This is a genomic window from Lentibacillus halophilus (assembly GCF_039522485.1).
GTDB classification, from domain to species: domain Bacteria; phylum Bacillota; class Bacilli; order Bacillales; family Amphibacillaceae; genus Lentibacillus; species Lentibacillus halophilus.
Window position 1 is genome coordinate 69,822 of sequence record NZ_BAAADM010000002.1, and the last position, 17,273, is coordinate 87,094.

General features: G+C 41.0%; 14 protein-coding genes. 4 read left to right on the forward strand and 10 right to left on the reverse strand.

Annotated elements, in window-relative coordinates; genetic code table 11:
- Positions 1-1,039, forward strand: a 1,039-nt coding sequence (locus ABDZ72_RS00365; protein ID WP_343750414.1) for a sigma-54 interaction domain-containing protein, incomplete at its 5' end; no start/stop codon positions are given.
- A 165-nt stretch (positions 1,040-1,204) separates the two neighbouring features.
- Here ABDZ72_RS00365 and ABDZ72_RS00370 read toward each other — a convergent pair.
- The 7 genes from ABDZ72_RS00370 to ABDZ72_RS00400 all read right to left on the reverse strand — a co-directional run bounded on the left by ABDZ72_RS00370 (position 1,205) and on the right by ABDZ72_RS00400 (position 11,267).
- Positions 1,205-2,572 carry an aminotransferase family protein gene (locus ABDZ72_RS00370; protein WP_343750415.1) on the reverse strand — a complete coding sequence of 456 codons (1,368 nt, stop codon included), beginning with the start codon at positions 2,570-2,572 and terminating at the stop codon, positions 1,205-1,207.
- 335 nt (positions 2,573-2,907) lie between these two features.
- Positions 2,908-4,368, reverse strand: coding sequence for a CoA-acylating methylmalonate-semialdehyde dehydrogenase (locus ABDZ72_RS00375; protein WP_343750417.1), 1,461 nt, complete (start codon positions 4,366-4,368; stop codon positions 2,908-2,910).
- Between the two features lie 45 nt (positions 4,369-4,413).
- Complete coding sequence (locus ABDZ72_RS00380) at positions 4,414-5,757, reverse strand: aspartate aminotransferase family protein (protein WP_343750418.1); 1,344 nt, start codon at positions 5,755-5,757, stop codon at positions 4,414-4,416.
- Between the two features lie 342 nt (positions 5,758-6,099).
- The gene (locus tag ABDZ72_RS00385; protein ID WP_343750419.1) at positions 6,100-6,669 is read right to left on the reverse strand and encodes a DUF3156 family protein; all 570 of its coding nucleotides are present in this window, start codon (positions 6,667-6,669) and stop codon (positions 6,100-6,102) included.
- A gap of 106 nt (positions 6,670-6,775) precedes the next feature.
- Entirely contained in the window at positions 6,776-8,215 is a 1,440-nt protein-coding gene (locus ABDZ72_RS00390) for an APC family permease (protein WP_343750420.1), read from the reverse strand.
- A gap of 129 nt (positions 8,216-8,344) precedes the next feature.
- Positions 8,345-9,499: an iron-containing alcohol dehydrogenase gene (locus ABDZ72_RS00395; RefSeq protein WP_343750422.1), complete on the reverse strand. Its 1,155-nt coding sequence runs from the start codon at positions 9,497-9,499 to the stop codon at positions 8,345-8,347.
- A gap of 253 nt (positions 9,500-9,752) precedes the next feature.
- On the reverse strand, positions 9,753-11,267 hold the full coding sequence (locus ABDZ72_RS00400) for an aldehyde dehydrogenase family protein (RefSeq protein WP_343750424.1): 1,515 nt from the start codon (positions 11,265-11,267) through the stop codon (positions 9,753-9,755).
- A gap of 191 nt (positions 11,268-11,458) precedes the next feature.
- Here ABDZ72_RS00400 and ABDZ72_RS00405 point away from each other — a divergent pair, with 191 nt between their 5' ends.
- A complete protein-coding gene (locus ABDZ72_RS00405; protein ID WP_343750425.1) occupies positions 11,459-13,039 on the forward strand; it encodes a PucR family transcriptional regulator in 1,581 nt (526 codons plus the stop codon).
- Positions 13,040-13,382: 343 nt separating this feature from the next.
- Positions 13,383-14,174 carry an N-acetylmuramoyl-L-alanine amidase gene (locus ABDZ72_RS00410; protein WP_343750426.1) on the forward strand — a complete coding sequence of 264 codons (792 nt, stop codon included), beginning with the start codon at positions 13,383-13,385 and terminating at the stop codon, positions 14,172-14,174.
- A gap of 384 nt (positions 14,175-14,558) precedes the next feature.
- Here ABDZ72_RS00410 and ABDZ72_RS00415 read toward each other — a convergent pair whose 3' ends face one another.
- Positions 14,559-15,158: a DNA-3-methyladenine glycosylase gene (locus ABDZ72_RS00415; protein WP_343750427.1), complete on the reverse strand. Its 600-nt coding sequence runs from the start codon at positions 15,156-15,158 to the stop codon at positions 14,559-14,561.
- 276 nt (positions 15,159-15,434) lie between these two features.
- Here ABDZ72_RS00415 and ABDZ72_RS00420 point away from each other — a divergent pair, with 276 nt between their 5' ends.
- Positions 15,435-16,016, forward strand: coding sequence for a sigma-70 family RNA polymerase sigma factor (locus ABDZ72_RS00420; protein ID WP_343750428.1), 582 nt, complete (start codon positions 15,435-15,437; stop codon positions 16,014-16,016).
- 155 nt (positions 16,017-16,171) lie between these two features.
- On the opposite strand, the gene ABDZ72_RS00425 is transcribed toward ABDZ72_RS00420, so the two are convergent.
- The gene (locus ABDZ72_RS00425; RefSeq protein WP_343750429.1) at positions 16,172-16,450 is read right to left on the reverse strand and encodes a YciI family protein; all 279 of its coding nucleotides are present in this window, start codon (positions 16,448-16,450) and stop codon (positions 16,172-16,174) included.
- A gap of 113 nt (positions 16,451-16,563) precedes the next feature.
- Positions 16,564-17,235, reverse strand: coding sequence for a uracil-DNA glycosylase (locus ABDZ72_RS00430; RefSeq protein ID WP_343750431.1), 672 nt, complete (start codon positions 17,233-17,235; stop codon positions 16,564-16,566).
- Between the last annotated feature and the right edge of the window lie 38 nt (positions 17,236-17,273).

The following is a 17,273-nucleotide window of genomic DNA, read 5'->3' on the forward strand; positions in this document are numbered from 1 at the left end:
AGAAACGACACAGCTCAAGTCGGAACTGGACGAAACTAAAAAACTGACGCATCGCTATAAACAGGAATTGGAACGATTGCGTAATCTGGAAAGTATGAATCATGACGTTATTTACTGCAGTGCTGCCATGGAACAAGTCATGCTGAAGGTGAATAAACTGGCTGAGTTTCATTCAACCGTGCTTATTACAGGTGAATCAGGGGTTGGCAAAGAAGTGATTACACGAACGATTCATAAGTACGGACGACGCGCCAACAAACCATTTTTGTCGATTAATTGCGGAGCGATACCGGAAGATTTGCTGGAAAGTGAATTATTTGGCTATGTAAAAGGTGCTTTCACCGGAGCACATAATCAAGGCAAAAAAGGATACTTTCAACAGGCCCATCAAGGCGTTCTGGTATTAGATGAAATCGGGGAGGTTTCTCAAAATCTTCAAGTCAAATTGTTGCGCGTGCTGCAAGAGGGGGAAATTATCCCCGTAGGAAGCTCTCAACCCGTATCGGTCGATGTGCAAATCATCGCTACTACCAATAAAGACCTGGACAAAATGGTTCGTGAGGGAAGGTTTCGGGAGGATCTGTACTACCGCATTAACGTCATTCCGATTACAGTACCACCACTGCGGGAACGCACCGAGGATATTCCGTTGTTGGCTTATCACTTTTTGCAAAAATTGAACACGAAATACGAAAAGACGTATTATTTTTCACCAGATGCTCTTAATCTATTGGAAGTCTATTCGTGGCCTGGAAACATCCGTGAGCTTCAAAATATCATTGAACGTTTGGTCGTAACCACCGAAGAACAAGTCATCTCAGCGGATTCCGTAAAAACATTGTTACGACTGGGAGAAAGCGGCAAGCATCAACCCATCATAACGGATATCATCCCGCTTGATGAAGCACAAACATCAGTTGAAGAACAATTGATAGCACTTGCCATGAAGAAATATAAAACCACGACCAAAGCGGCAGAGGCTTTAAATATTAGTCAATCCGCTGTCAGCCGTAAATATAAAAAACATCAGCAGAATTAGTCAGCAAACATGTCGGCTTATACAGCGGTCAATCCATCACATGCGTCCAAAACATTTGGAAGAAGGCCCATGGGAATACGTTCTCTGGATGCCTTCTTCCTGTTTCAGCAATCAGAAGTCATATTCAGAAAGACATACGATCCAGCGTCGTTTCGACCGTTTTCATTAAAGCGTGTTTTCAAACGCCGTTATCGACTCATCGATAATATTTATCATTTTTTTAATTTCCTCTTGAGTAATCACAAAAGGTGGTGCAATGGCAACTTTATAATCGCCAATATTTCTTAAAATCAATTTACGGTCAAAGCACGCATTAACAACCGAAGCTGCCGCTTGTAATGATGAATCGAACGTTTCTCCTGTGTCAGGATTGTATAGTTCAAACGCCGCCAGCAGCCCGAGTGTACGGCAATTTCGTACCGTGTCATGCTTCTCTTCTAAATATGCAAGTCCTTTGCGCAACTCGTCTTCCATGTCTTTCACATGACTGACCAGATTTTCACGTTCAATGATTTCGATGTTCTTCAGAGCAACCGCACACGCTGTTGGATGGCCACTGTAGGTAAAACCATGTGACATCACATTCTCATAACCGATAATGTACTCTCTTATTTTATCGCTGATCATAACGCCACCCAGCTGTGAATAACCACTGGTGATTCCTTTGGCCATACACATCATATCCGGTATGACATTCCAGTTTTCCACGCCAAACATTTTTCCAGTACGCCCAAAACCGCAAATAACCTCATCGGCTATGAACAAAATGTTAAACTCGTCACAAAGCTTTCTGACGGCTTCTATATAGCCCTCAGGTGGCATATTCACCCCACCAGCGCCTTGTACAGGTTCCATGACGACCGCAGAAATGGTATCAGCACCTTCCTGTTCGATAAGCGCCCGTATGGAATGCTCATAATCCGGATCAGTGGTATCCCCTAATTCACAATTGGTTAAATGCGGTGTGGCATGAAAGAATCCTTTTATATTGGAGCCAGCAAACGTATGAGTGGCGGGAATGCCGGTCGCACTTTGAGATGCTTGTGTGACACCATGATACCCGGCTTTCGTTCCAATAATCTTTTTCTTATTTGGCTGACCTTTTAACTCCCAATAAAAGCGGGACAATTTAAATGCTGTGTCGTTCGATTCGGATCCACCCGATGTGAAAAATACGGAATTCAGATCTCCGGGTGCCATTGATGCCAGCTTTTCCGCCAATTTAATAGCCGGTTCATTTGAAAAGCCTTTGAACGCGGATGAATAAGCCATTTTCATCATTTGCTCACTTGCCGCGTCGGCCAATTCCTTTTGACCGTGCCCCACGTTCACATTCCAGAGCATCGACATCCCATCGATATATGCTTCGCCTTCCATATTATTGACATAAATACCATTGCCTTCAGAAAAAATGATACCCGGTCCCTCTTCAGCAGCAGCCTTGGGCGATGACGTCGGGTGTATAAAATGTCGTTTATCCAATTCAACTAACTCATCCGTTGTGGAACCCATTACCTGTTGGTCCTTTGCCATCTTAAAAACCTCCCTTAATCGTTTTCATTATTAGTATAGCAAATATCATGCCAACTACTCTAGTTAGTGGGTGAAACAAAACCAACAATAGATGTTCATGTGACAGACTGCCTGTTCAAGCTTTATGCCGTTTATCATTAGTTGCGGGTTTAATGCTTTTATAACACATCGCATAAATTTATGATTATGTTCATAAGCATGGATAATACGATCAGTGGACCATCGTTAAAAACGTTAACAAAAAAAGTGAACCCCCACCCGTGATTGACAATTTAAAACGGGCTAGGGGGTCACTCTGTACGTCTTTTTTCAGTATAACTAGAAAACCAAAGCCATTAAACCCAACGTGTCGTTATCACTTTTTTCCGTGTATAAAACTCAACCCCGTCTTTTCCATTCGCATGCAAATCACCATAGAACGAATCTTTCCATCCTGAAAACGGGAAAAACGCCATTGGAGCCGGTACACCAATGTTCACACCAAGCATTCCCGCGTCAATAGTCTCTCGGAATTGACGCACACTTCCACCATCGTTGGTGAAAATGCAGGATCCGTTCGCAAAAGGCGACTGATTCGTTAAGTCAACCGCATCATCCAAGTCCTTCACACGGGCGATCGATAGAATGGGAGCAAACATTTCATCCTGCCAAATCGTCATTTCGGTTGTTACATGGTCAAAAATCGTAGGCCCGACAAAGTACCCTTCTCTCTTTGCCTCTTCATCATTACGCCCGTCCCGGACCATTGTTGCGCCTTCCTTTTCACCTGTTTCAATATATTGCATGGTCTTTTTCTTATGATCATCGCGAATTACCGGTCCCAAAAATACGCCTTCATCCAACCCATTTCCAATTTTAATCTCATTGGCCTTTTGAACAAGCTGCTCAATAAATTCATCAGCCACGGAATCCTCAACAGCAACAACGGAAGCCGCCATACACCGTTCGCCGGCCGAACCAAATGCCGCGCCAAGTATTTGCGTCGTCGCATTATCCAGGTTGGCATCATTTAATACGATTGAGTGGTTTTTCGCTCCTGCCAATGCTTGCACCCGTTTGAGATTATGCGTCCCCCGTTTATAGACATATTCCGCCACAGGCTGGGAACCTACGAATGAAATCGCTGCTACATCGTTATGATCCAGTAGCCCATTAACGACATCATGAGCACCATGAACAATATTGAGAACACCTTCAGGCAACCCGGCTTCTTCCATCAATTCCGCCAGTCGGTTGGCCAGCAATGGCGTACGCTCGGAAGGTTTTAAAACAAACGTATTTCCTGTCACAATCGCCATCGGGAACATCCAAGCAGGAACCATCATCGGAAAGTTGAATGGTGTAATGCCGCCAACAACACCGATGGGATAACGATAGACACCAGATTCTAAACCGGATGCAATCGACGGTAATTGTTCCCCCATCATTAAAGAAGGCGCACCGGCCGCAAATTCCACATTTTCAATGCCACGCTGGACTTCCCCTTTTGCTTCCTTGAAACTTTTTCCGTTTTCTGTTGTAATAATTTCGGCCAACTCATCCCAGTGATCGACAAGCAATTGCTGGTACTTGAACATAATCCGTGCCCGTTTTGGCACAGGCATTTCTTTCCATTCCTCATAGGCTTCATTCGCTTTTTTTACGGCATTATCCACATCTTCCTGAGTCGAAATGGGTGTGTGCGCAATCACTTCGCCTGTGGCCGGGTTGATGACTTCCTCTGTTTTATCAGTCCCGGCTTCCACCCATTCGCCACCGACGTAATTTTTTAGTACGTTCACTTGTGTTTGAACCATATCCATACCTCCCGAAATGATTATTCTTACTTTAAATTGATAGAATTAGAGTTGTGCAAATGCTTCTTTTACCGTTTTTGTAATAAACTTAAAATCTTCCTCAGTTATGCTGAGCGGCGGACTGAGCGTCAAAATATTATTATAGCCAGCAACGGTGTCCCCGTTTTTACCGATGATCAACCCTTTTTGTTTACAGAAGGAAATAACACTATCGAGTTTATCGGATGTGGCAGGTTCTTTGGTTTCCTTGTTTTCAACCAATTCAATTCCTAAAAGAAGCCCTTTCCCACGAACATCGCCGACATACGGATGCTCTTCAAGTTCCGACATCTCATCTAGCAGCCTTTCACCCATGGTTGCCGAGCGTTCAACAAGATTCTCCCTCTCCAGGATCTCTATATTTTTTAACGCAACAGCACACGATGTTGGATTCCCCCCAAACGTATTAACATGCCGGAAGTTATCATATTCTTCCGTTCCCATAAACGATTCATAAACCTCTCTTCTGACTGCTGTTACCGACAGCGGAAGGTAGGCACTGGTAACGCCCTTGGCCATCGTTACAATATCAGGTTTTACACCGTAATTTTGAAAACCAAAAGGCTTCCCGGTTCTGCCAAACCCGCAAATCACTTCATCAATGATTAAAAGTGCTCCGTGTTTGTCACAAATGTCTCTTACGCGCTGCAAGTAACTGTCATGCGGCATAATGACGCCACCGCCGGTAATAATCGGCTCCATAATGACAGCAGCTATCGTTTTATCCAATTCCCATGTCATGACACGATCAATTTCATCCGCGCACGCAATACTTTGTTCTTCCTTCGTCCCCTTATATGGGCTTCGATACATATCCGGTGGTGTGACATGAAGAAAGCCCGGTGCTAATGGTTCATACCGATACTTCCGCTCTGCCTGGCCAGTCGCTGCAAGGGATCCCATCGTATTTCCGTGATAGGCACGGTAACGTGATATAAACTTTTGCCGTTCTGGCTCGCCATTTTGCTGATGAAATTGACGAACCATCTTAAAAGCGGTTTCATTTGCTTCCGATCCGCTATTGGAAAAGAACATAACATAATCATCGCCAAGCCATTCATTTATTTTTTCACCAAGCTTAATGGCTGGTATATGGCTTTGGGTCATTGGAAAATACGGCAGCTTTTTCATTTGCTCATAAGATGCCTGTGCCAATTCCTCCCGGCCATAACCAACATTCACACACCAAAGACCGGACATCCCATCCAGATAACTATTTTCATTAATATCGGTTACCCATGCACCGTCCCCTTCACGGATAACCATGGTTGCATCCGGATTATAATACCGCATTGCATGCCATACATATTTTTCGTCTTTGTTCAATAATTCGTTGGATTTAGTATCCATTGTGGTGATGCCTCCTTTTTTTCTATTGAAACAAGATTTGGAATTACAGACACTTAGAACTCTAATTCCTATATTCATATTAAAAGGGATAAATCTTTATTTCATTAGACAGAAAGTTAAATGATTTTAGTTTGATATCAACACCTAACTAAATTTTCTATTAAAAGGTAATTCTGCTAAATTCCATAACTATTTAACTGTTAGGGATAGAGCCTTAAATATCCCTGCACACTGTTCGATTTCTTCTACATGAACCCATTCTTCTACTGCATGGCTTGTTCCAAACTTCCAGAGCCGAAATAAATCGCATTGTATTTTTCAACCCCGACATAGGCAAGTTAATTAATTATCTCGCAAAGCATTTGCAATCAGCTCAAACAGTTCAATCATAAACACACATTCTTTTTCTTTAGGTTTAATTACTTGTAAGGCGGGTGGAATTAGATTCCATGTAGTAGATCCAATTAAGCTATCAGTCCGGATATACCACCTTTTCTTTCGAATTGAATATTCTAAATTCAAGTTTAGTAGATCTAATTTTACTAACCTACTAATTATTAATGGATTATTAAGTTTTTCTAATATAGAAGCTGCCTCTTGATTTCCGTTTAATATAGAAAATTGAGCACCATCGACTTTAGTTTTCCCTAAATAACATAGTTTAAATTTCATATTTTCATTAAAAATAGCAGGTATCTCAAATTCAAATACCAAATCATAGCTCCGCGCAAAGAATCTGTCTTTCAGTAAATAACTCATTTTTAACTCTTTCAAAAAGTATAGATTATCAAAGTAAACTTTCTTACATAAAAATCCATCATAACCTGTTTTCCAGTATCCATTTAAAGCATTCGAATAAATGTTTGCAACTAAATTCAACTTATCATTTGCTTTTCGATTTAATATACCCATCGCATTGTCGTTCTTTGTCTTTTGGTTAACTAAGTTATCATTTTTGATATTTAAATTCCTTTCTATTTCATTATTTAACTATTATCGATGTTATCGGTTCATGGAGTCATCTTGGGGATTGCTTGTTCAACCATTCTGTCACTTTTTCATCCCATATCGGCAAGTATTCTGAACGAGTTTGAATCTCTTTTGTGATATTTTCAAGAGGAGTTTTTTCGAAAATCGGGATTTTTTTATAATTGAGCCATAACAAGGCATAAATAGCAACTATCGCCATTGCAATCAATGCGTTCATCCAATAAGGCTTAAGAGTCCATATTGCATAGATAACCCCAAGTATACCAATTGGTAGCGTAACCCAGGCCAAAGGTGCCTTCCACAATCTTGGAAAATCAGGGTATTTTTTCCTGAGAATTAACACATTCAACATTGCAATGGCATAAGAGATCATCCAAGTGATACTGGCGGTATTAATAAAGACTAGCACCGTATCGACATCAGCTCCGTTCATAGTGATGTACAAGAAGGTGATAAACATCAAAAGGCCTGTAAAAAAAATCCCGTTCCATGGTGTCCTGTATTTTGGATGTATTTTAGCAAACATTGACGGTACTAAGCTTTCCCTTGCCATCCCATAGAGCATTCTAGGAAGTGCTGCTGTATAAGCATTAGCTGTTGTAAGTGATGCCGCAATGGTAAGCAGAGATATGGTGATAAATCCAGCCTCACCCAGCATTGCACGTGCTCCTTCTACATGTGGAATAGCAGAATTAAGCAAGACATCTAGTGATGTGTATCTTACACTTGCTGCCGAGAAGATAATATCAATTATATATATAGATAATAAACCTAATATTAAACCGTACGGAAGGTTCCTATATGGTTTCTTATTTTCTTCTGCTAACGGCAAGGCAAATTCAAACCCAATAAAAAACCAAATGGCCACACCAACAGTCCCAAATACAGTAGTCCATCCTCCTTCTGGAAGAAAAGATAAAGACTCATTAACCGGAACGGCTCCCATGGTTTCACCAACACGCGCAAATCCTAAAATAGAAAGAAGCGCAAACACAATCATCATCGCAACTGTGACTATTGCCTCTGTCTTTCCATAAAACCCAACGCCCCTTAAATTAATAAAAATAACAAATAAAAATAAAGTTGCAGTCACTATCGGCTGTGGAATTCCGACTAATGAATTCATAGATAGACCACCCATTACTAATTGGGTGCCTCCATCTGCCGCAATTAATACTACATATCCACTAAGCAATGAAAAAATTGACCAAAATCGACCAAGTGCTGGCAAGGTATAGTCAGAAATCATTCCACTTCCTGGCAACATTGATGCTAATTCACCATAAGCAAAAGCAGCACACATCATTGGTATTAGTGCAATTGCTGCTGTTATAATGGTTGCATATCCCGTAGTTCCTCCTACATTTCCAACAGAAAACATAGCCGTTCCGGATACTACCAAGCCTACAGCTGCTCCATAGGCTGGCCAAAAACCAAGAACTCGTTTAAGCTTTTTAATCTCACTCATAAATATTACCTCCAAGGACTTTTCTTTTTATGAGCATCGCTAGTTCACACAAAGAAGTGATCATTTATAATAGTTCTTAGACGAACTAGCGATGCCACACTAATAGATCCTACATTTCCTCAGTATATATTATTCAGCGTATATTTTTTTGAATAGATCAACATAATCTTTTTTCATTATTTTCCGTGGATTACTTGGATGGGATATATTATTTAAAGCGCCTTCGGCTAGATATTCAAAATCTTCAGGATTAATATATTCTAAATCACTCATCCTGGGAATATTAAGATCTTCTGCTAATTTCTTAAGAAGTAACACTCCTTCATACGCATTTTTCTCTAAGTCAAACTTATCAGCACCCAAACGGCGAGCAATAATAGAATGTTTTTCCATGTTAGAAGGTATATTATATTCAAATACATATGGCAACATCATTGAGTTTGCTACTCCATGTGGTGTATCATAAAGTCCTCCAAGTGATTCAGCCATACAATGCACACTAGCAACGTCGGCGTTCCCAAATGATATCCCTGCCATAAGGCTTGCAGCTAGCATCCTTTCTCTAGACTCCATGTTTTCCCCATCCTTTACAACTATGGGTAGGTGCTCGGTAATAAGATCAATAGCATGAAGTGCAAGTCCATCTGTAATTGGTTGAGATACATTGCATGTATAAGCTTCAATCGCGTGCGTGAGAGCATCCATACCAGTTGACGCAGTGACTTCTTTAGGTAAGCTGATAGTTAATTCAGGATCTAACAAAGCAATTTGAGGTGCAACTTTTAGATCAACTATATTCATCTTATAGTTAGTTTCAGTGTCTGTTATTACAGAAAAAGTTGTTATTTCACTCCCCGTGCCAGCTGTTGTAGGTATACAAATAAGTGGCGGTATAGTTTTTCTTAATTTGTCAAAGCCATACCAGTTCTTTAATTTTCCTCCATGTGTCAGAAGAGTTCCTACTGCTTTTGCAGTATCCATTGAACTCCCACCGCCAATTCCAATTAAGGAATCTACATTTTCTTGTAAGGCTAATTTATAAGCTCTTTCACAATCTACATCTTTAGGATTAGGCTTTACTTCATCAAACACTGTATAAGAGATTTTTTCATCATCTAATATCTTTTTTACTTTATCAATAATTCCAGATTTTACTAAACCTTTATCTGTTACTATTAGCACCTTTTTTCCATTGATGTCATTAATAAAATTACCTAATTTTTTAAGTTTTCCTCTTCCAAATTCAATTTTGGTTGGAAGATTGAATTCAAATTCTATAGTCATAATATTCCCTCCATAAAACATAATGTTGATTTTTGTCATATTACTTAGTCTTACATGATGTGAATTTTCCCGTATATTCCCGTTTATCACCTAAACATCGTTTTTCCATTTATATAGAAAAGTGTTTATTTTAACATGCTAGGTTACACATTTTAACATTTCTGATAATAGGAAAGGATGGTTCTCATTATTCCTTCAACTATTATGGGAAAGTAAAAAGCAGACATATTTCCCTACAGAAATTTAAATCAACTTACCCTTTATACCAGCCTGAAGGCTGCACATTAAGCGCTACATTTACTTGTTTTGTAGTCAGATATTCTTCAAACCCATACGTTCCTAAGTCACTGCCAAGGCCGCTTTGTTTGTATCCGCTCCATGGTGCTTCATTGAATGTTGGGTGATACGTATTTACCCAAGTGATGCCTGCTTGCAAATTTCTAATCACACGCTGTGCTTTAGAACCATCGTTCGTGAACACTGCAGCAGCAAGCCCGTAAACTGTATCGTTCGCTAATTTAATTGCTTCCTCTTCTGTATCAAAAACCTGAATAACAAGTACCGGCCCAAAGATTTCTTCCTGTACTATTCTCATATCGGGCGTTGTATTTGAAAAGATGGTAGGTTCCATATAATTACCCTGCACCAGTTCTCCGCTAGTGATCTGATTACCGCCGCATAAAAGTTTTGCACCCTCTTCTATACCTATATTGACATATTCCAGAACGCTTTCCATATGACCTTTGGATATTAGTGGGCCCATTTCGGTATCTTCCTTCCAACCCGGACCAACCTTTATCTTTTTAGCACGATCAACCAATTCAGAAACAAACTTGTCATAGATGCTTCGTTCTAAAATAAGTCGCGATCCGGCTGAACAAACCTCTCCTTGCTGGGCGAAAATGGCCAATAATGCATAGTCGACCGCAGTCTCAAAATCCGCGTCACCAAACACAATATTTGGCGATTTCCCACCCAGTTCTAATCCAACCTTTTTGATTGTATCTGCTGAATCTCTAATGATCTGCTTACCAGTTGATGTTCCACCAGTGAAGGCTATTTTATTTACTTTTGTATGATTCACCAGAGCATCACCCGCCACAGATCCGGAACCAAGAACTAAATTTGCTGTACCCTCAGGGAAATCGATTTCATCAATGATTTCAAATAGCCTGATAATTGTAAGCGGCGTTTGTGAAGCCGGCTTAACAATGACAGTACATCCGGCAGCTAGTGCTGCAGCCATTTTTTGAGTCGCCATTACTAATGGATAATTCCAAGGGACAATCTGAGCAACCACTCCGACCGGCTCACGCACAACCATAGCTTGAATTTCATCAGGAACCTCATATGTTTGGCCAAATGGTTTTGTTGCAAGACCTGCATAATATTGAAATTGATTAATAGAATCTTCAATATCATCTATGGAGTCCGCATACGTTTTCCCATTATTTAATGTCTCCAGCATAGCGAATTCTTCTTTTCGTTCTTCCAGTTTATTTGATAATTTCAACAGAAGATCTGACCTGGTACGAGCGTAAGTTGTCTTCCATTCGCCTTCAAAAGCATCATGAGCAGCTTCAACAGCCTTTTTAACTTCATCAACCCCTCCATCCGTAACAGTCGCAATCACTTCATTGTTAGCGGGGTTTAATATTTCACGAGATTTATTTGTAGTGCTAGAGACCCATTCCCCATTAATATACATATTTTGAATTTCCGTTTTGTCCTTGAGCACTGAACTAAAATTCTCCAGAGTAGACTCCATAAATAATGACCTCCCTTTTCATGTGTTAATTAAATTATATAATTCGGAAACTTTTAAATCATTAGACAAAATGTTAAACTATGATTGCGCTTACATTTACATTTATATTTGAATGCAAGTATTTAACTGTGACCTATACATATAATGACATTTCAGATACCATACAATGACCTTCAAAGGGGGCCGCAAACATGTTAGCTGTTGAAGATATGTTAAATCGTCCATCATTTCAAGAAGCGGAAGTACTGGCAGGAACAAATGGGCTTCATAAAAAAGTGAAATGGGTTCATGTTGTGGAAATAAATAATTTTGGACATTTGCTTCATGGTCAGGAAGTTATTTTAACAACAGGAGTAAATTGGATAAACGATGAAGAGAAAAGTGTTTATTTTTTGGAACAGCTTTTAGAGAAAGAGACGTCAGCGCTTTGTGTGGAACTTGTTGAACACTCCAAAACGTTGCCAACAGACATGCTTAACATAGCTGAAAAGCACAATCTTCCTGTTATAGGATTCAACAAGGAAGTCAAATTCATTGATATAACTATGGACTTACATGAAATTATTTTAAACTATCAACAACATTCGTGGTGGAAACTGGACAACCTATATAAAAAACTCCATAACTCTTTGGTGTCTAATTATCCTATTGGTGACTTTTTAAAATTGTTGCATCAAGCAACCAACAAACAAATGTTACTTAGCCAAAACAAGGATCAGTATCGCTTCTTTCCTTCTCCATCCAAACGAAAGCAAAGCGAGTGGATCGAACAAATACAACAAGACACAAACTCATATAACGCCTATCCCATTCATTTATTGGATCAACCAATCGCCTACCTATATATTTTAGAGAAACAAAATAACATAAGTTTGTTTGATGAGGAAGCTGCCAAACGATGCAGTGAATTTCTCGAACAATATTTCTGGAAACACTATCAAACCAAGGAAAGAGAACAAATAAAACAAAATGAATGGTTACTGGACGCGTTGGATGGCCCCCTTTCTCGAAAACAAATAACTGAAAAAATATATGAAAGCAGCCCGACAACGACATTCAATGACGCTATTGTAGGGGTACTTTCTGATAAGCATTCACTGTATGAAGAAGAAAATGATAGTTTTATGACTGAAACGTTTATGTTTTTCCGTTCCATTTTAGAAAATAACGGATTTCACCTCTTCACAACAAAAGGGAACGTTCAAAATGGCTATGTGTTATTAATCATTAACCAACAGGAGAATGATTCGTGTTACGAGCGCCTGAATTATTCTCTTCAACAGGTTTATGCGTCAAATAATTATCATCATATACAAGGAATCAGTTTTGGCAAGATCATATCTGACTATGAATCTCTTTATCAAAGTTACCAGACAGCATTAACCACTCTAAACTACCAATTGAAACATGACATATTGACTGAACCGTTTTACGATAATTTAGGCGTGTATCGGCTGGTTAATCAGGTAGAGAATACAAATGAACTCGAAAGAATGATTAAACATTATGTAGGTCCCTTAATGTCATATGATCAGCGAAATGGGACGGAATTACTGAAAACATTTCAAATTTACCTGAAAAACTTAGGCTCCAAAAATGACACATCACGAGAATTATACATTGTACGCCAAACCTTATATCATCGGCTGGATCGAATCAAAGAACTGCTGGGCGAGGACTTCATGAGTCCTGAAAATCGAATCATGGCTGAATTATCGGTTTATATGCTGACGTATCTTGATATTGAAGAACAGGCATTAGTCGAAAAGTGACCGGGGAGCATTCCATAAGCAAATCGTTGAAGAAAACTAAGCACCACTCTATGGATGGGTGCTTAGTTTTCTATGTATCCGGAAAATAACCGTTTGCTCCCCAACCTATTCCCAACAACACCTCACGCCTTTGCCATTCGATTGTAGGTATAGAAGGAATCACTGCTACAATCGAATTCTATCGGGAAAATGTGTCATCGTTAAACTAAGCTGAACATTTCCCAATACCTGCTTATTTTACCCATTTATTTTTGAACACGTTTCTCAATATGTCGAAAATCCGGTCGATTGTCCAAGCAGCGATGTTTTCCTTTAATAAACTGATAAGAAGGAGGTGATGGTGATGAAACTTTATTTGGATCCGGGCCATGGTGGTTCGGATACGGGTGCACAAGGAAACGGAATGAATGAAAAAGATATCAATCTAGATATATCGCTCCGAATCCGAACGATGTTAACAAAACAATACCATGATGCCGATGTCACGATGAGCCGGACCGACGACAGCAGCAAACGTTTGAGCGAGCGTACAGACGAGGCCAACGCATGGGGGGCGGACTACTATCTGTCCATCCATTGCAATTCATTTAACGGATCCGCTCAAGGGTACGAGGATTATATCCACAGCAGTCTGTCCGACACCTCAGCAACTGCTGATTATCAGGACACGATTCATACGGCGGTCGCTAAAGCCGATCAACTTGCTGACCGTGGTCAGAAAAAGGCTAACTTCCACGTACTGCGGGAAACAACGATGCCAGCACTCTTGACGGAAAACGGGTTTATCGATAACGACCATGACGCCGCATTAATGCGTGATTCGTCCTGGCGACACGATGTTGCACAAGCGCATGTGACCGGGTTGGCAAACGCATTTCATTTGAAGCCCCGGAAAACCTCTAAAACGCTTTATAAAGTCATCGCCGGTTCTTTCAAGGACAACCAAAATGCAGAAAACCGGGTGTATCATTTGCAATCAGAAGGAATGGATGCATTCGTAGAGGCGGTCACCATTTCAGGTGAACGCTGGTACCGTGTACAGGCAGGGGCCTTTTCAAATCGGGAAAATGCGGAACGTCAGCTGGAAAAGGTTAAAAATGCAGGCATTGCCGACGCGTTTATCACCGCCGAATAGGATCAACGAAAGCAAATCCTCTCTGATTCAGCACAATGTTTTTCGAGGGGGCTGGGATATAACTAAACAAATCAATTCTAATAATACGAACGATATAGTTAAGAAGTAGTCACCGCTCCGGAAAAACACTGCGCTTTCACCTTGCCAGGCACAAGTGCGACATCTGTTCAAGCTTCCTTTGGTCGCTTTCACAGTGTCTTCTTTGCCGCGGGCGCTGCTGAGCCTCCTCGTGCTTATCGCACTGCGGTGTCTCATCTAGGCTTTTCATCCCGCAGGAGTCTTTGTGTTTTTCCTACGCTAAACAACATTCCGAACTAATTAAGATTATTTGTGAATCATAGTTCGGATTTTTCTTTGACTAAACGTCTTATGTCCCAGCCCCTTCTATTTGGACACAAACGCGTTTCCCTCCATCCAAAAACGCCACGGATAATATCTGGCTTCCCCGGCATTACCAATTCCGACTCGTGGACCTGAAACGATTTCCGTCGTATCCGGGCGTTTCCCCGGGGCCATCCAAAGCGGCGACTGATCGAGTCTATGGCCATAATCACGCATGGTGATACCGAGTGCTTGTGTTAATTTACCGGGGCCATTGGTCCACTGGCCCTTTTTCTTAGCCTTTGGACGGCGCTGCGCCATTAATTCTTGACCGGTATAAGGCTCTACCCCACGGATTAATACCGCTTCAGGCTTTTCACTATCGCCGCTTACGACATTAAAGAGGCAATGCGTATGCATCGTGAAGGTATATACATATCCGGCTTCACCGAACATGATTTCCGTTCGTTTTGTGCGACGGTTATTAAAGCTGTGTGCCGCACGGTCATCCGGCCCGATATAGGCTTCTGTTTCCACGATGAATCCACCGGCAACTCCCTCATCCGTTTCCTTGAACACGAGTTGACCAAGCAATGACTGCGCCAATTGAAAGGTAGGCTGATTATAAAATGACATGTGCAGAGCTTCAGGCAAATGGTGCATCATAAGCCTCCTTCTTTATCCTCATCAAATAATACCATTTCCCGATTCCGCCGTCATATTTTAAAAATTCTATTATGCCCAACATGTCCCCTTCTGTACCTGGATGGGGACTTGTTTCATATTTGAAATTGGCACCGTAGAACAGCATCGTCTAGGACAAATTGAGACGCCACACAAACAAATTAAAAAATTTCCTTCTGACGACACTTTTTGCCCTTCTTGTTTCGATTATAGGGGTAAAAAGAGTTACAGTTAGTGAGAAGGGAGAGTTTTCACATGAACCAAAAACCGACATTTGATGATATTTTCAAGCAAAACGAGCGACGGATTCACTATCAAATTCACAAAATGAATATCCGTGATCCGCATCAGGAATTTTTTCAAGAAGGGTTGGTGGCGCTGTGGAACGCGTATGAAACGTATCAGCCGGACAAAGGCTCCATGGCAACGTATTTCAATTATATGATCCGGAACCGTCTGATTGATCGCATGCGCCGCGATAACCGGCGAGATGAAATCAAGAAGCTGGCGGCTCACGAACAACAGACCCAATACACCGACGGCAATTACCACCGGGGTACGGAAGGGGCCCGTCCCATCACCGCCAATTCCCCCTTGCCATTGGATGATTCCAACCTTTGGAAGAACCTTCAATCCCAATTGACGGACAAGCAATGGAAATGGGTTAATTATGCTATTATTCAAGAGATGCCCTACAAAAAAATCGCTGAACTGGAACATACGACGGTGGATGCGGTGAAAAACTGGGGGCGACAAGTGAAGAAAAAACTAAATAATCCGTACTTCCATGAAATGCTGTCACTGGATGAGATAAACATGTCATCCAGTGTCCATTAGGTTCAAAAAGGACGAGAGGCTGCGAAGAACAAGAGAATAGAACTGTTAATTGGTGTTTGATATCTTGTGAGGAGCAGTAGCCAATCCCAATTTCTGCTTGTTCTTCCAGTTAAATCACGAGCGTATTCTGTGCACGTTGTCATAATCCGGGAACGTTAAAATTGAAAATTATCGTTCGTTTCCAGCGCCCATTCATGAATTTCCCAATTTCTAGCTCCATTTACAATATAAGGGTCCTGGTTTAAAAAGGAGATGGCCTCTTCTTCATTATGTGCAGCATATATAACCAATCCCCCTGCTCCATCCGTAAATGGACCATTCATAACGACTTTTTGCTCCTGTTTCATTTGCTCCAGAAACGCCAAGTGCTGCGGACGAAATGATCGATTTTTTTCTTCATCCCGCATGGTTAAAATGACGGCAAAATATTTCATATCAAAATCGGCTCCTTATTCAATTCTGAGTATTGTTAATTTAATAGTGAGTATACCATACCAAACGATCGCAAACAAGTGTTCTTATACCGTTTTTTAAACACTCATATCTTTTATTCCTGTATTCGCCAGTCGATAGGCGTGCGGCCAGCCTCTTGTAAAAATTGATTGGCACGAGAGAACGGGCGACTGCCAAAAAACCCTTTATGGGCGGAAAACGGGCTTGGGTGCGGTGACTTCAAAATCAGATGGTGCGGCGCAGTAATCAACGATTCTTTAGCTTGCGCGTGCCGACCCCAAAGGATAAAGACAACCGGATCCTGTTTGGCATTCACCTGCCTTATCACTTCATTTGTGAAATATTCCCAGCCTTTTCCCCGATGAGATGCCGGCTGCCCTGCCCGGACGGTCAAAACGGTGTTTAACAACAGAATCCCTTGTTCAGCCCAGTCCGTCAGGCATCCGTGATCAGGAATGGGAACGCCGAGATCTTCATTTAGTTCCTTATAAATATTTTTTAACGAGGGTGGTACTGTGACTTCCGGTTGGACGGAAAAGCTTAATCCATGCGCCTGATTGGGGCCATGATAGGGATCCTGTCCGAGAATAACTACTTTCGTATTGTCATAACGTGTATAATGAAGAGCGTTAAAAATATCATACATACCGGGATAAACAGCACCTGTTCCATATTCCTGTTTCAAAAATGAACGCAGCTGCACATAATAGTCTTTTTGAAATTCTTTCTCTATAATCGATGCCCAGTCATTGGTTAATATAGTCAAAATCTCAGCCCCTTGCGATGAAATCATATTCATTATCC

Excerpts from the sequence above, each read along its gene's own strand:
- ABDZ72_RS00370 (WP_343750415.1), bottom strand. The coding sequence starts at position 2,572 with ATGGCAAAGGACCAACAGGTAATGGGTTCCACAACGGATGAGTTAGTT.
- ABDZ72_RS00375 (WP_343750417.1), bottom strand. The coding sequence starts at position 4,368 with ATGGTTCAAACACAAGTGAACGTACTAAAAAATTACGTCGGTGGCGAA.
- ABDZ72_RS00380 (WP_343750418.1), bottom strand. The coding sequence starts at position 5,757 with ATGGATACTAAATCCAACGAATTATTGAACAAAGACGAAAAATATGTA.
- ABDZ72_RS00385 (WP_343750419.1), bottom strand. The coding sequence starts at position 6,669 with ATGGGTATATTAAATCGAAAAGCAAATGATAAGTTGAATTTAGTTGCA.
- ABDZ72_RS00390 (WP_343750420.1), bottom strand. The coding sequence starts at position 8,215 with ATGAGTGAGATTAAAAAGCTTAAACGAGTTCTTGGTTTTTGGCCAGCC.
- ABDZ72_RS00395 (WP_343750422.1), bottom strand. The coding sequence starts at position 9,499 with ATGACTATAGAATTTGAATTCAATCTTCCAACCAAAATTGAATTTGGA.
- ABDZ72_RS00400 (WP_343750424.1), bottom strand. The coding sequence starts at position 11,267 with ATGGAGTCTACTCTGGAGAATTTTAGTTCAGTGCTCAAGGACAAAACG.
- ABDZ72_RS00405 (WP_343750425.1), top strand. The coding sequence starts at position 11,459 with ATGTTAGCTGTTGAAGATATGTTAAATCGTCCATCATTTCAAGAAGCG.
- ABDZ72_RS00410 (WP_343750426.1), top strand. The coding sequence starts at position 13,383 with ATGAAACTTTATTTGGATCCGGGCCATGGTGGTTCGGATACGGGTGCA.
- ABDZ72_RS00415 (WP_343750427.1), bottom strand. The coding sequence starts at position 15,158 with ATGCACCATTTGCCTGAAGCTCTGCACATGTCATTTTATAATCAGCCT.
- ABDZ72_RS00420 (WP_343750428.1), top strand. The coding sequence starts at position 15,435 with ATGAACCAAAAACCGACATTTGATGATATTTTCAAGCAAAACGAGCGA.
- ABDZ72_RS00425 (WP_343750429.1), bottom strand. The coding sequence starts at position 16,450 with ATGAAATATTTTGCCGTCATTTTAACCATGCGGGATGAAGAAAAAAAT.